This is a genomic window from Winogradskyella sp. PC-19, assembly GCF_002163855.1.
Lineage (GTDB): Bacteria > Bacteroidota > Bacteroidia > Flavobacteriales > Flavobacteriaceae > Winogradskyella.
The window spans coordinates 849,800-865,202 of the sequence record NZ_CP019332.1 but is presented as its reverse complement, the minus strand read 5'-3'; the positions used below and the strand labels follow the sequence as shown (position 1 = coordinate 865,202).

General features: G+C 33.2%; 14 protein-coding genes and 1 other RNA gene. 7 read left to right on the top strand and 8 right to left on the bottom strand.

Annotated elements, in window-relative coordinates; all coding sequences use genetic code 11:
- Window position 1: 1 nt before the first annotated feature.
- The 4 genes from BTO05_RS04005 to BTO05_RS03990 form a co-directional block, all read right to left on the bottom strand.
- Window positions 2-1,579, bottom strand: a complete 1,578-nt coding sequence (locus BTO05_RS04005) for a hypothetical protein (protein WP_087491421.1) — start codon at window positions 1,577-1,579, stop codon at window positions 2-4.
- A gap of 75 nt (window positions 1,580-1,654) precedes the next feature.
- A complete protein-coding gene (locus BTO05_RS04000; RefSeq protein WP_087491420.1) occupies window positions 1,655-2,404 on the bottom strand; it encodes a hypothetical protein in 750 nt (249 codons plus the stop codon).
- Between the two features lie 84 nt (window positions 2,405-2,488).
- A complete protein-coding gene (locus BTO05_RS03995) occupies window positions 2,489-2,878 on the bottom strand; it encodes an acyl-CoA thioesterase (RefSeq protein WP_087491419.1) in 390 nt (129 codons plus the stop codon).
- A gap of 3 nt (window positions 2,879-2,881) precedes the next feature.
- Window positions 2,882-3,904, bottom strand: coding sequence for a glutaminyl-peptide cyclotransferase (locus BTO05_RS03990; RefSeq protein ID WP_087491418.1), 1,023 nt, complete (start codon window positions 3,902-3,904; stop codon window positions 2,882-2,884).
- An 88-nt stretch (window positions 3,905-3,992) separates the two neighbouring features.
- Here BTO05_RS03990 and ffs point away from each other — a divergent pair.
- The 4 genes from ffs to fsa all read left to right on the top strand — a co-directional run bounded on the left by ffs (window position 3,993) and on the right by fsa (window position 6,176).
- Window positions 3,993-4,091, top strand: an RNA gene (gene ffs / locus BTO05_RS03985) — signal recognition particle sRNA small type.
- A gap of 82 nt (window positions 4,092-4,173) precedes the next feature.
- Window positions 4,174-4,977: an SDR family oxidoreductase gene (locus BTO05_RS03980; RefSeq protein ID WP_087491417.1), complete on the top strand. Its 804-nt coding sequence runs from the start codon at window positions 4,174-4,176 to the stop codon at window positions 4,975-4,977.
- Window positions 4,978-5,021: 44 nt separating this feature from the next.
- Entirely contained in the window at window positions 5,022-5,429 is a 408-nt protein-coding gene (locus BTO05_RS03975) for a hypothetical protein (RefSeq protein WP_087491416.1), read from the top strand.
- A gap of 93 nt (window positions 5,430-5,522) precedes the next feature.
- The gene (gene fsa, locus BTO05_RS03970; protein ID WP_087491415.1) at window positions 5,523-6,176 is read left to right on the top strand and encodes a fructose-6-phosphate aldolase; all 654 of its coding nucleotides are present in this window, start codon (window positions 5,523-5,525) and stop codon (window positions 6,174-6,176) included.
- A 31-nt stretch (window positions 6,177-6,207) separates the two neighbouring features.
- Here the strand turns inward: fsa and BTO05_RS03965 are convergent, their stop codons facing one another.
- The gene (locus BTO05_RS03965; RefSeq protein WP_157662532.1) at window positions 6,208-7,653 is read right to left on the bottom strand and encodes a TlpA family protein disulfide reductase; all 1,446 of its coding nucleotides are present in this window, start codon (window positions 7,651-7,653) and stop codon (window positions 6,208-6,210) included.
- A gap of 152 nt (window positions 7,654-7,805) precedes the next feature.
- Between BTO05_RS03965 and BTO05_RS03960 the strand changes: the two genes are divergently transcribed.
- Window positions 7,806-9,431, top strand: coding sequence for an ABC-F family ATP-binding cassette domain-containing protein (locus BTO05_RS03960; protein WP_087491413.1), 1,626 nt, complete (start codon window positions 7,806-7,808; stop codon window positions 9,429-9,431).
- A 74-nt stretch (window positions 9,432-9,505) separates the two neighbouring features.
- Here BTO05_RS03960 and BTO05_RS03955 read toward each other — a convergent pair whose 3' ends face one another.
- Both BTO05_RS03955 and BTO05_RS03950 read right to left on the bottom strand, forming a co-directional pair.
- Window positions 9,506-9,742: a putative signal transducing protein gene (locus BTO05_RS03955; protein ID WP_087491412.1), complete on the bottom strand. Its 237-nt coding sequence runs from the start codon at window positions 9,740-9,742 to the stop codon at window positions 9,506-9,508.
- Between the two features lie 72 nt (window positions 9,743-9,814).
- Window positions 9,815-10,534 (bottom strand): hypothetical protein, encoded by a 720-nt coding sequence (locus tag BTO05_RS03950; protein ID WP_087491411.1) that lies wholly within the window; start codon window positions 10,532-10,534, stop codon window positions 9,815-9,817.
- 263 nt (window positions 10,535-10,797) lie between these two features.
- On the opposite strand from BTO05_RS03950, the gene katG reads away from it, so the two are divergent.
- Complete coding sequence (gene katG, locus BTO05_RS03945) at window positions 10,798-13,008, top strand: catalase/peroxidase HPI (protein WP_087491410.1); 2,211 nt, start codon at window positions 10,798-10,800, stop codon at window positions 13,006-13,008.
- Window positions 13,009-13,078: 70 nt separating this feature from the next.
- Window positions 13,079-13,549 (top strand): ankyrin repeat domain-containing protein, encoded by a 471-nt coding sequence (locus BTO05_RS03940; RefSeq protein WP_087491409.1) that lies wholly within the window; start codon window positions 13,079-13,081, stop codon window positions 13,547-13,549.
- An 8-nt stretch (window positions 13,550-13,557) separates the two neighbouring features.
- On the opposite strand, the gene nhaC is transcribed toward BTO05_RS03940, so the two are convergent.
- Complete coding sequence (gene nhaC / locus BTO05_RS03935) at window positions 13,558-15,051, bottom strand: Na+/H+ antiporter NhaC (RefSeq protein WP_087491408.1); 1,494 nt, start codon at window positions 15,049-15,051, stop codon at window positions 13,558-13,560.
- Window positions 15,052-15,403: the final 352 nt, after the last annotated feature.

The window sequence follows — 15,403 nt, the reverse complement described above, 5'->3', positions numbered from 1 at the left end:
ATTAATCATCAAAAATAACACTCTCAAAAGCACCAGCATCTGGAGAAGCAGAACGAGATGTATTTAATAAATCAAATGGCACTTGTGTAGAGAAAATCGTGCTTCCTATACCATTTGCTCCAGAATCTTCACCGATTTGCATTAAGTTATCAAATGGTGCTTTAAAATCAGGGTCTGCGTTGAAAATGTTACTATCATAGAAAGTCATATCACTAAACACGTAATTGGTTGTACCTTCTAAATTACTGTTATCGAAACGTAATAAGCAGTTAGTAAACTTAAAACTAAAATCATCACCTTGTTGGTCTAAGATAAATTCTGGATTATCATTTCCGTAGATAATACAGTTATTAAAATTGGCTTCTATCAATGGATTTGTTCCAATTGTAGTTTCGTCTATTTGTGTAAAATCGTTTAGTAAAACTGCTGGAAACTGTCTAAAACTGTTATTCCAATAGTTAGCAATAGTGCAGTGTGTAAAATTATATTTTCCGCCTACAGTTCCAGCAAAAGAGGATTGTCCAGAGTTATTAATCACAACATTTTCTGCCGATATTGAAGTTGCTCTTCCCAAAAGGCCAAACGAACTTGTATTGTAAATCTGAGAATTTGTAATGGTTAGTTTATCAGTTGGTGCATCGTCATTACCTTCTGCTAAAACACCAATAGTAGCATTCTTTATAGTAGCATGGTTTATAGTGTTACTGACACTTCCATTGAATAAATAAACTGTTCCCCATTGTCCTGGGACGTCTTCAAAGATTGGTTCTAATCTATCACCTTCAAGAATTACTTCGTTTTCTAAAAGTTCTTGGTCACTACTAGAAGCACCATTAATAGTTAGGGTAGAGTTATTAGTAATTAAAATCCCAGAATCCGCATGAAAATGTACACGTGCACCAGCTTCCATTGTTAGGGTTTCGCCTTCAGGCGTAGCAGCATAACCATAAATAACGTAGGGTTTTTCATTAGTAAATGTTAATTCTGAATTGGTTAAAAAGCGTCCAGGAAGCGATGTTTCGTCAACAATTCCGTCTCCATCGACATCAAAATTTAGATTCTCGAACATGGTGGTGTTTCCTTGAAAATCCGGATAAATAAATACCGCATCTTTAACTAAGGTTACTAAATCGACATCTTGTTGATTGGTTCCACCATCAAATAAAATTCTATCGGTATATAAAAACTCTGTATCCAAAGTTGGTAAAGTAGCAATGTCTATTGTTGTTTCAATAAAAATAAAAAGACTGTCTTTAGCCAATAATTCTACGTTTTCAAAAAACTTACCTTCTTGTGGTGTGCCTTCGTTGCCAGTACCACCATCGACATTCATTCTGTAAAAAGAAGCGGTTCCGCGTTCTAACTGAATCGTCGGAATTACAATATCTTCATCACTGCGATTGTAAACTTTTAGGTTGTATGTGCTGGAGCCAATATTATTAAAAACGGTATCTAAATACACTGTGTCTCTCGCAAATTCTAAGTTTCCTGTACTTGGTGTGAATTCGAAATCGTTACGACAAGAACTCCAAAAAATTAGAACTCCAAAACAAATAAAGAAGTATAGCAATCGCTTCATATAGTGAAAATGTTATTTCTGGTTAAAAATATAACTTTTCAAATTATGATTTAGTATAGTGACAGAAAAGAATGATTAATCTTTTACTTTTTCCTCAGCCATTTCTACGATTATCAAAAACTCTTGACTGTAAAGTGTAAATTCATCAAGAAGTTGAAGACGCATATTGTAACTGAGCTTAGTTTCTGGAATCGCCTTCTCTTCTAAAAATTCATAAAAAAGCGAATGGTATTTTTCGTGGATTTTTAAATCATTAACAAGCATTTTTTTAGTGAAAAAATTGTTTTCAGCAAAAAGAAGTTTGTATTGATTATATTTTAAAGTATTAGGTATTTCTTTCTTTTTCTTTTTAAAGAGTTTGCCAATTAGTTTGGCGACCTGAATAAAGTCTAAACCATATTTAGGAGTAGCATTATATTTTTGAGGTTCTTTTTTTTTATCTGTGGCAATGACTTCTTTTAAGTTTGCATTAAATGCTTTTTCTCCAAAGAGTTTTTCTTTTGGTTTGTCTTTGATATTAACCGCATCTAGCTCATTAATGATTTTTTGAAGTTCAAAAACATAAGTGCCTTCAAAATAATCTGGTTTAACAATTACCATAATGGGTTTGTAAAAAACTGATTGAAATGTAAGTGTGTCATTTACATTTGCTTTCAGAGTAAATATACCTTCGTCATTTGTAGCCGTGAGTATTTTTTTGGTAATGTTTAATACTTTAACACCTTTAACTCTAGCTTCTGCATCATAGACAATACCATTAATTTCTTGTGAGAATGAGAATATAGATAATACTAAAAGGAGAAAAGAAAATAGTTTTTTGAACATTCTTGATGGGTTAGCTAATGTGCAAGTACGTTTATTATTTTTAGTCAGAAAACTGATTTTGATAAATTTTAACCTAATGAAACGTTAATTAAACATCTCTGCTATTTCAGAGGTAATACGAGTAGGACGATTATTTTTTTTATCTATTAAACACCATTTAGTTTCAGAAGTAATAATTAGTTTTTCTGAGTTTTGATTATGCATTTCTACTTTTCTAATAGAGCTAACGCCTTTTGAAGATTCTACAAAGGTTTTGATTAAAACTGTATCTCCTAAAAAGGCTTGCCCTTTGTAATTGATAGTATGCTTTACCAGTACCCAATAATAATTATCTAATATGTTTTGTGATGCATTTTTAAGCCAATGTGCTTCAGCTATATCCTGAATCCATTGGACATAGCGTACATTGTTAACGTGATTAAGTTGGTCTAAATCGTCTTGAACGACCTTAATTTCTTTTTTAAAGATTTGCAATGTTTATTTTTTTACAATCTTAACTTCAAATAGTTTATCCCAACGTTTTCCAGTTACAAAAACTGTTTCAGTTTCAGAATTGTAGGCAATACCATTAAGAACATTATCATTAGCCGAAAAATTTGCAATTAACTTAGTCAATGGTGTAAAGTCAATAACACCTTCTGTTGCTCCGTTTAGAGGATTTATTATAGCGACACCATTTTTTTCGTAAATGTTGGCATAAATTTTTCCATTAATCCATTCTAGCTCATTTAGTCTTCCAATTTTACCTGTGTTGGTATATGCCTGTATTTTATCATCTTCAGTAAAAGTAGTAGTATTTAATGTCCAGATATTTTCCGTACCATCAGATTTGTACAAAGACTTACCATTGTTGCATAATCCCCAACCTTCTTTGCTCAGGTCATATCTGAAGATGCCTAATTTTTCGAATGTATTAACGTCATATATAATTCCGGTATCTGCTTTCCAAGTGAGTTGGTAAATCTTATCGTCTAAGATGGTAAGCCCTTCTGCAAAGTAGCCACTATTAAGATTTATGTTCTTTAAAACTTCTCCGGTTTTATAATCAACTTTTCTCAGTTTGGATTCACCAAATTGACCAGTACTTTCATAAAGCTCACCTTTGTAAAATTCTAAACCTTGTGTGTAAGATGTTGGGTCATGAGGATATGTATTAATAATCTCATAGGTGTATATGTCTGGACGACTATTATTTAAGACGACCAAATCACTTTCGGCTATAATTGTATCATTTCCAGAAATTACTTTAGCTACCAAATCTTGTTTGCCAAGTTTACCGTTTACTTTTAAATTTCCGGTAATTGTTTTTCCTTCTAATTGATAATCTATCGAATTTACACTTACACCATCAGGGTTATAAAGTGATAACTTTACAGTCTGTCCAAGAGTGGCTATATTTTTCTTTGCTGAAGTTTTTACCGTAAGCTTAGGCTTTTCGGTAGCGCAGCCTACTATAATAGTTGCTAATACTATGACTGCTAAATATTTAAATCTAAACATAAAATTGATTAAGTTTTGTGCAAGATATTTATAAAAAATAGGATTAAAAAAATATTGTGAAAGTATTAAAAGGTTGTATCTTTGCAGCCGGCAAGTCCTACACAACCAGCTCCTGTTGAATCCTCCAGGTCGGGAACGAAGCAAAGGTAAATGGTCGTAGCGGTGTGATGTAGGTAGCTTGCCTTTTTTTGTACCCAAAACTGAAATATTTTCTTCACATTGAATAGTTTTGAAATTTGTATTTTTCAGCATTAAAATTATAATATCTTATGTCTAAAGTTGTATTAATTACTGGCGGTTCTTCAGGGATTGGAAAATCCATAGGTGAGTTTTTAAAAACTAAAGGATTTATAGTTTATGGTACAAGCCGAAATCCGGATAAGTATACCAATAGCGAATTTACGTTAGTCGCTTTAGATGTTACAGAAGGAAATACTATTACTAGTTGTATTGACGAGGTATTAGATAAAGAGGGAAAGATAGACGTTCTAGTCAATAATGCAGGTGCAGGAATTACTGGTCCAATTGAGGAAATTCCTGATGAAGAAATAAAACGAAACTTCGAAACCAATCTTTTTGGTCCCATAAATGTTATCAAAGCAGTTTTGCCAAGTATGCGAGATAGGAAAAGCGGTTTGATTATTAATATCACATCCATTGCTGGTTATATGGGATTGCCTTACCGTGGTATTTATAGTGCAAGTAAAGGCGCTTTAGAACTAGTTACTGAAGCTTTTAGGATGGAACTCAAGGCTTTTAATGTACACATGTGTAATTTGGCACCTGGCGACTTTGCTACTAATATAGCTGCTGGACGTTACCATGCGCCAGTCTTAGAAAATTCTCCCTATAAAAAGACATATGGCGAGACGTTAAATACTATGGATGCACATGTAGATTCTGGCGGTAACCCAAAAGAAGTAGCAGAGGTTATTTTGAAAATTATTAATAGTAATAATCCAAAGATTCATTACAAAGTAGGTGCTTTTATGCAGAAGTTTTCTATAGTTTTAAAACGAATTCTTCCAGATAAGGTTTACGAAAAACTATTAATGAATCACTACAATTTATAAATTTTGGTATGTTTTTTGTGAATTGAAAGAGAAAATCTTTCATCATGAAATCAAAACTTTACTTACCCTTATTATTATCTTTTTTTGTCTTAACCTCTTGTGAGGAGTTTCTAGAATGTGCTTTTGATATTGACCCAGAAATCAACGAAAATACTATAGCTAGTGCAACTCTGGGTGAAGAATATTTTCAGATTATTACTGCCGAAGTTGATAATGCTGCAAATGACAATGCCTTTGATTACTTCTTTGAGATTTATGGCGACATTCCTGAAGGTATCGATATAATTTATTTCGCAAGACGTATTGAGTTTATTGGAAGACCATTAGAAACTGGAACTTTTAATTTTAGAGTATACCTTTATGTCGAAAGCTTTAGAGATGGTTATTTTGACTCTAGTCCAACATGTTCTGATGATGTCAGTAAAGACTTTAGTTTAGTAGTTGTTGAATAAAAGTTAATTTCTTTTATTTTATTTTCAATTAAAAGTTACCAATTATCGTAACTTCGTCCCGAAATTAAACACAACAACTCAAACTACAATTACATGAAATTTTTTATTGATACAGCCAATTTAGAGCAGATAAAAGAAGCCCAAGATATGGGTATTTTAGATGGTGTAACTACCAATCCATCTCTTATGGCAAAAGAAGGTATTACTGGGCACGACAATATTATGAAGCACTATGTGGATATTTGTAATATAGTAGATGGCGATGTTTCTGCCGAAGTAATTGCTACAGATTTTGATGGTATGGTTAGAGAAGGTGAGGCTTTAGCTGAACTGCATGATCAAATCGTGGTGAAATTACCTATGATTAAAGACGGTGTAAAAGCATGTAAGTATTTTTCTGACAGAGGTATCAAAACAAACGTTACATTGGTCTTTTCTCCAGGTCAAGCCTTATTGGCAGCAAAAGCTGGTGCAACTTATGTATCGCCTTTTATTGGACGTTTAGATGATATATCTACCGATGGGTTAAATCTTATTGCAGAGATTCGTCATATATATGATAACTACGCTTTTGAAACAGAAATATTAGCAGCTTCAGTACGTCACACGATGCATGTTATTGATTGTGCAAAATTAGGTGCTGATGTTATGACTGGTCCATTAAGTTCAATATCAGGATTATTAAAACATCCATTAACTGATATTGGTTTAGAAAAGTTTTTAGCGGATTATAAAAAAGGAAACTAGGTTTATCTAAACCTTAATATTTAAAGGAGCTCTATTTTAATACGAGCTCCTTTTTTAGTATCATATTCTGTAGAGTATTTTCAAAATCTTTACTGAATATGTTTACATTAGGATGAATGATGTTAGCTTTATTATCTACAATTATCACTTTATATAAATAGTTTACAGCAAGTGTTTGTAATGCTTGTTTAGGGTTTTTAAAACGGTATTCGTTGTTTAAATCAAATTTGTATTGATATATAGTTTCTTTCCAGAATTTATCAGGATTGTCATTAATGTTTATAGACATAAATCCCATTTTTGGAAACTGACTTTTTAACTCTTTAACACGATAGTGACTATTCTTGTAATGTTTTTTTGTGTTTGTTGACCAAAAGTAAATCAGTGTTGGCTTATCTACAACATCTGCAATAGTATATTCATCGTTATTTACATTAATCACCTTAATGTCTGGAAGACCTTTTCCTGGTTTTAAATTATCTAATGATGCGATAAGACCATTCATGTATTTGATATCTTCCTCATTGGTCGTTTTTGAAAGATAAGACGCCATAATTTCGTTTATTTCGTCTTGACTATCGCTATTGTTTACAAAAGCTCTAGTTTTATACTTCAGTAAATTATTTTTTATGATTTCATTTTGCACCAAGCTATCAACCAAGTCCAACTTTGCTTTGTTATACGATAATTCATGTCTGTTGAATTTACTGTGGAATTCATTATTGCTATAGAAGTGGTTTACAGCAATGTTATCAAAATGAAAAAATAAATATCTTTTGTAAGCAAAATTTTCACTTAAATGGTCAGCGTTATAATCTACATTAGCTCTGTAGTCATAAAAATTATCTGGTAAATCTTTTATGTGAACCATTTTATTTTCACCATAATATGCAAATGGGTAAATTTCTTTATCAGCATAACTATTGTAATCAATATTTGCTTTTATAATGGACTTTGCAAAATCAGAAATGTCCTTTTTTGCTACAAACTCTTTAAAATCGGTAAGTTGTCTTTGGTGTCTTTTGTCAACAAAATCTAAAAACACTTCAGGTTCCTTATCACTATGCTTTACTAGTTTACGATTGTTATTATAATTCTGATTGTAGGTTTTAAGTAAGTAATTATTCTTTTTAGCGCCGTTTCCTGTAAATACTAATGATTCGTCAAAATCATAGGTGTTTAAACGAATCATGATGCTGTCGTTAGGCTCTACAATGACTAATTGAATCTCGCTTCCGTGTCTAAAGTAGTAAACACCAGTTTCTATAGAATTAAACTTTTTTTGAAATCTATTATCACCATCTAGCTTAAGAGTATCACTAATTTTGCCATCACGACTGTAAAAAATAACCTTATCACCTTTTGGATTGATAATCTCACCACCAAAGAATGCAGTATCTGCATTATTATCAGATGTACTCTTACATCCCATAAATAAAGAGAGTAATGCTGTGAGGTATAAAATGTGGGGTTTCATTAAAAGTAACTTTTTGCACTTCATTATGGACAAAAATATGCCTTGGATAGGTTTTGTGTTGTTAATGCCTAGTTAAATGTTACTATCATTGACATATATTTCCTGTAATCACTTAAATTTTCTACTTTTGCCGCCAAATAAAACACCTATAAATGTTATCAGTTTCTAATCTTTCAGTACAATTCGGAAAACGCGTATTATTCGACGAAGTAAATACGACTTTTAATAATGGTAATTGCTATGGAATTATTGGTGCCAATGGTGCTGGGAAGTCTACGTTTTTAAAAATTATAGCGGGAAAAATGGACCCAACTTCTGGTCATGTGCATTTAGAGTCAGGAAAGCGTATGTCTGTTTTGGAGCAAAACCATAACAAGCATGACGAGGATACTGTTCTTGAAACCGTCCTAAAAGGTAATAAGCCGTTATATAAGTTAAAAAGTGAGATTGATGCATTATACGCTGATTATACGGACGAAAATGCTGAAAAGATTGGCGAGTTACAAGTGCAATTTGAAGAAATGAACGGTTGGAATGCCGATAGTGATGCAGCAGCAATGTTATCTAATTTAGGTATCAAAGAAGATTTTCATTATACATTAATGGCTGACCTAGATGGTAAGCAAAAAGTGCGTGTACTTTTGGCACAAGCATTATTTGGTAACCCTGATGTGCTTATTATGGATGAGCCTACCAATGATTTGGATTACGAAACAATTTCTTGGTTAGAAAACTTTTTGGCAAATTATGATAATTGTGTAATTGTAGTATCTCACGATAGACACTTTTTAGATGCAGTTTGTACGCATATTTCGGATATAGATTTCGGGAAGATTAACCACTTTTCAGGTAATTATACGTTTTGGTACGAGTCATCGCAGTTAGCGGCGAGACAGCATGCACAGCAGAACAAAAAAGCAGAAGAGAAAAAGAAAGAATTAGAAGAATTTATACGTCGTTTCTCGGCAAACGTAGCAAAGTCTAAACAGGCTACAAGTCGTAAAAAAATGATTGATAAGTTAAATATTGCTGAAATACGACGTTCTAGTCGACGTTACCCAGCTATTATTTTTGAACGTGACCGTGAAGCCGGAGACCAAATCCTAAATGTAAAAGGTTTATCTGCCAGTATAGATGGCGAAACACTTTTTAGAAATATAGATATTAACTTAAATAAAGGCGACAAGGTTGTTGTCTATTCTAAAGATTCAAGAGCTACAACTGCTTTTTATCAAATTTTAAATGGAAAAGAAAAAGCAGATTCAGGTGAATATGCTTGGGGTGTCACTACAACACAATCTTATTTGCCATTAGACAATAGCGAATATTTTGACAACAAATTAACATTAGTTGATTGGTTACGTCAATGGGCACAAACTGAAGAAGAACGCGAAGAAGTTCATATTCGTGGATTTCTTGGGAAAATGATTTTTAGTGGAGAAGAAGCGCTTAAAACCTCAGATGTACTGTCTGGTGGAGAAAAAGTACGTTGTATGTTAAGTCGTATGATGATGACAAGAGCTAATGTCTTGCAGCTAGATGAGCCTACAAACCACTTGGATTTAGAAAGTATTACAGCATTTAATAACTCTCTTAAGAATTTTAAAGGCACAGTACTTTTAACAACACATGACCACGAGTTTGCACAAACTGTAGGTAACCGCATTATAGAGTTAACACCAAATGGTGTCATTGACCGTTATATGACTTTTGATGAATATATGAGTGATAAAAAGATTAAAGAGCAACGCGAAAAGATGTATGCAGTAAATGTATAATCTATAGTATAGCTTAAAAATAAAAAAAGGAACGTCAATTTGGCGTTCCTTTTTTTGTTTTACTTTTTTATGTCTTAAGCTTCCATTTCAGCTTTTACACGATTAACAATTTCCGTAGCTTTTTCTAGCTCATCTCTTCTAACAACAACATCCTGATGACCACCATCTAGTGATGCATAGCCTGCCAGTCTTTGAGATTCTGACTCGTCTTTAATAATAGGAACAATACCAACTGATTGTAGCTCAGCAATAACACGATTAGCTAAAATAAAGTTGCCTCCGTAAACTTTTACATATTCTGAATTTTCCATAACTAAACGATTTAAAGATTATAACTATAAGTTACAAAATTTAAATGTATGTTACAAAATTGTTGCTATTTATTAGGCATTAAAATACTTGCTATCCCAAATTGCAGTATTAAAATTCTTTCCAGCGGCAAACCCATAATACAGTACAATAGCTGCAATAGATTTAAACATAAAAAAGAAAATCATACCTGTTTGCGAAGACGTCATTTTATCTGAAAATAAACCATCAGGAACCAAACCAGTAGCTAACAAGCTTACTAATAAGGTTGTAAATATTAGATTTCCAAAACTCTTGTATGGCCACATTAATAAACGCCTAAAAGGGTTAAGGTCATTTCCCCATTTATGAACGAGATAATAATAACCATTACCTATAGGTGCAAATAGTAATGGATCATCTGCATTTTCTAACTTAAATAGTTTTGAAGGTGCTACTATCTTAAAACCCGTAATATCAGTTTTATGGGATTTCTCAAGAGCTTTAATTTTTGACACTGCTTCGTATGGTAAATTTCCTTTAAAGTACTTGGTGTCTAAAAAACGTAGACGATAATCTATACAAATCTGCTTAATTTGGTCAATGTGGTATATGTTTTTGGTTTCTAACAAATCAAACTCAAAAGAATTATCATTAGAAGATTTACCAGAGTTTAGAGTTTTAATTATTTTTTCGTCATGATTATCATCTTTTTTCAAGATGGATTTTACGGACTCTAATATCAAAGATTCAGAATTTTCTTTTCTTTTTAAGCGCTGTAGTTTTTCCTCAATGTTGGTCTTTTTCAATAACATAGCGTTTTTATTTATAAAAATACTAATCAAATCAATGCAGTACAAGTCTTTAACATTTGTGTTTAATCAAAAGTTAATTCAGGGTTTAAATGACTAGTAAAGGTTAAACAAAAAGAGTGTGAATATTAAAAGTAGTAATAGATATTTTGCCTATGATAGATAACGCTTATGAAAAAATAAATATTTAATATATCACTAACGCTTCATGCTCCTATTATTTCCTAATTTTATAGTCGGAAAATAATATAAACTATACAATAGCAATGGATAACAAAGGAAATTACAACATCAATAGCAGTGATGCGGCAAATTGCCCTTTTTTGAGTGGAACTCAAAAAAAATCTGCTGGTGGTGGAACACAAAATAGAGATTGGTGGCCTAACGAATTAAAATTAAACATACTTCGTCAAAATGCACCAAAAAATGACCCAATGGGTGAAGATTTTGATTATGCTAAAGCTTTTAATAGTATTAACTATGACGAATTAAAAAAGGACTTAACGAACTTAATGACGGATTCTCAAGATTGGTGGCCTGCTGATTATGGTCATTATGGAGGATTTATGATTCGTATGGCATGGCACAGTGCAGGTACTTACCGTGTAGGAGATGGTCGTGGTGGTGCAGGAAGTGGAACACATCGTTTTGCGCCTTTAAATAGTTGGCCAGATAATGGGAATCTAGATAAAGCACGTTTATTACTTTGGCCAGTAAAAAAGAAATACGGAAATAAAATCTCTTGGGCAGATTTAATGATTTTAGCAGGAAATGTTGCTTTGGAATCTATGGGTTTCCCAACTTTTGGTTTCGCTGGTGGTCGTGAAGACGTATGGGAACCAGAACAAGATATTTATTGGGGTTCAGAAACAGGTTGGTTAGATAACGATGAGCGTTATGATACTAGCGATGGAGATTTAGAAGGACATTTAGGTGCAGTGCACATGGGACTTATCTATGTTAATCCTGAAGGACCAAACGGAGAGCCAGACCCACTTAAGTCAGCTCATGATATTAAAATAACTTTTGGTCGCATGGCTATGAATGATGAAGAAACTGTTGCATTAGTCGCTGGTGGACATACATTCGGAAAAGCACATGGTGCTGCTGACCCAGAAGAATATGTTGGTGTTGAGCCTCATGGCGCATCGATTGAAGAAATGAGTACAGGTTGGAAAAATACATTTCAGTCCGGTGTTTTAGATGATATTATTACAAGTGGAATAGAAGGCGCGTGGACACCAAACCCAACACAATGGGATGCAGATTATTTTGATGTCTTATTGAATTACGATTGGGAATTGACAAAGAGCCCTGCAGGTGCACATCAATGGACACCAACAGCTGCTTCTAATGCACGAAGAGCACCAGCAGCTGGAGGAAATGGAACACAAGCCTTGATGATGACTACAGCTGATATGGCTTTAAAAATGGATTCAACATACAGAGAAATTTCTGAACGTTTCCATAAAGACCACAAAGCGTTTGAAGATGCATTTGCACGAGCTTGGTATAAGTTAACGCACAGAGACATGGGACCAATTCAACGTTATTTAGGACCAGAAGTTCCTAAAGAAGAGTTGTTATGGCAAGACCCAGTTCCAACAGTAAATTATAATTTAAGTGATTCTGATATCACATCATTAAAGAAAATGATTTTAGCATCAGGATTATCAGTTTCTGATTTGGTAAAAACAGCTTGGGCATCAGCGTCGACATATAGAGATTCAGATAAACGTGGTGGTGCCAATGGCGGTCACCTTCGTTTAGAACCAATGCGTAATTGGGAAGTTAATAACCCATCTGAATTAGATAGAGTTCTTAAAGTCTATGAAGGCATACAGAACGAATTTAGTGGAACTATTTCAATGGCTGATTTAATTGTATTAGGAGGTGTTGCTGGTATTGAAGAAGCAGCTAGAAATGCTGGACATGATGTGTCTGTTCCATTTACTCAGGGTAGAGGTGATGCTTCACAAGAACAAACAGATTTAGAATCTTTTGGATATTTAGAGCCAATCGCTGATGGATTTAGAAACTATATGAGTCCAAAGTTAGATGTTGCTGCGGAAGATTTATTAGTAGACAAGGCAAATCTATTATCACTTTCTATTCCTGAAATGACAGCTTTAGTTGGTGGATTAAGAGTTTTAGGTGTTAATTTTGACGGTTCTAACTATGGTGTATTTACTGATAATGTTGGTAGTTTATCAAATGATTTCTTTACAAACATCTTAGACTTTACCTACACATGGAGTGCAACTTCTGATAACGATACAATATTTGAAGGTAGAGATAGAAGAACCGGTGAAGTTAAATTTACAGGAACGCGAGCAGATTTAATCTTCGGGTCTAATACAGAGCTTAGAGCAGTTGCAGAAGTTTATGGTGCAAATGATGGAGAAGAGCGTTTTGTGAATGATTTTGTTACAGCTTGGAACAAGGTAATGAACTTGGATCGTTTCGATTTAAAATAAATGTTAATGGATTATGAAAAAAGAGGAATGTACTTTGATAGTGCATTCCTTTTTTTATAAATTTTGAATTATGAATGCAACCGAACTGTTTTTTGACACTATAAGAAAAGGTTTTAATGATAGGCTAGTAGCTCAGATTGAAAATAACCCTGAAATTGTAAACGCAAAAGATGCAAGAGGCTTTACGCCATTGATATTTGCTACTTATTTTGATAATAAAGAAGCTTCAGAAATTCTTTTGAAATATAATGCTGAGGTTGATGTTAAAGATGCGTCAGGCAATACAGCTTTGATTGGTGTAAGTTTTAAAGGAAATATGGCTATTGCTGAATTACTGTTAAATAATGGTGCTGATATTAATGCTCGTAATAATGCAGATGTTACACCTTTAATTTTTGCAACGATGTATCAGCAAGAAGAGATGGTCAAGTTTCTATTAAATAAAGGAGCCGATAAGTCTTTAAAAGATAATACAGGTAAAACTGCTCTTCTTTATGCAGAAGTTAAGAGTTTTCAAAAAATAGCAACCTTACTAAAATAAAAAAGCCGCTAATTAGCGGCTTTTTTATTATATTTTTCTTTTCGAAGCATTTTTATTTTTATTCTAAAAGCTGCAAATAGTAATGTTGTAAATGGGCTCAACCAGTTAAACATAGCATATACAAAATATTCTCCTACACCTACGCCGAGCACACCGCTTTGATAAGCGCCACAAGTATTCCAAGGGATTAATACAGAGGTGACTGTACCAGAATCTTCTAGCGTACGACTAAGATTTTCAGGAGCTAAACCTTTATCTTCATAAGCTTTTTTAAACATTTTTCCTGGTATAACGATTGCTAGGTATTGGTCAGAAGCAATAGTATTTATCCCTAAACAGCTAACAACTGTACTTGCAAAAAGACCAAAAATACTAGAAGCTATAGATAATAATGCTTTCGTTATTCTCGCTAGGGCACCAATACCATCCATTATGCCACCAAAAACCATTGCGCAAACTATTAATAGAATAGTCCAAATCATACCGTTCATACCACCTGAAGAAAACAACTCGTTTAAAGCTTCATTATCAGTTGTTATACTTGTGTCTGTTAATACCGAAGTCGTTATTGCAGACAAATTTGAATCAGATAATCCAGCTAAGACTTCAGGTTGAAAAATAAAAGCAAAAATAGCAGCCAAAATAACACCTGTAGCTAATGCAATTAGTGGTTTAGTCTTCATCAAAATTAAAGCAATTACAGCAGCAGGTACTAAAAATAACCAAGGTGTAATGTTAAAAGTTTTATCAATCGAAGCTAACAAATTACTAATGTCAGCATTTCCAGTTGGTTCAATATTAGCACTAATAATTCCAAAGACAATAAGCGTAATAATAATTGTAGGAACTGTGGTTAATGCCATGTATCTGATGTGTGTAAATAAATCAGTACCTGCCATTGCAGGAGCTAAATTTGTTGTATCACTCAATGGTGACATTTTATCCCCAAAATAAGCACCAGAAATAACTGCGCCCGCAATCATACCTGGAGAGATGCCTAGTGCTGTTCCAATACCAACTAATGCAATACCAACAGTAGCGGAAGTAGTCCATGAACTACCAGTAGCAATAGAAATAACTGCTGCAATAATTACTGAAGCAGGTAAGAAAATTTCGGGACTTAATACTTGTAGTCCATAATAGACCATAGCAGGAATTACACCACTAACTAACCAAGTTCCTGCTAAAGCACCAACCAAAAATAAAATCATAATTGGAACAAATACACTTTTTAGATTCTCCCATATTTCAGCTATCATATTACCAATGGTCACTTTATTTAAGAACCCAACAACTGCAGCAACGACACCACCAAGTAATAAAATGATTTGATTTGTATATCCTCCAAACCACTCTTGTCCATCAACAAAAAAGATATTGTAAGCCAACATACACATCAGAATAACAACAGGAACTAATGCTTCGAGCAGACTAAGCTCTTTATTATCCATTATTTTTTGATTCTTTATTTTTATTTCTGTGTAATTGTTTTCGTCTTCCATTTGAATATGTTTGATTACGTAATTTTACAATAATCTTACTCTTATAACAAATTAAGCCATTATAATTTATTTTATCGAATAGATAAGTATTTCATCGGCAAAACTAATTTGATTTTAACTTTCTGTTTGTCAATATTTTAGGTGAATATGAACTTTAGTTATAATTATTTAGCTATGGTATCCACAAAAATTTGTTCAGCAATTAAAAGATTCAGAAAGCGAAGTATATCTTCTTTAGAAGCTAAAAAAGAACTTCGTAGGGCAAATAGTGAGCTTTGCAAAAAGGTAATGACTCTTAATTATGTGTCTTCAATATCAGTGAATTTAGAATTGCTAGATAAGGATTGTAGAC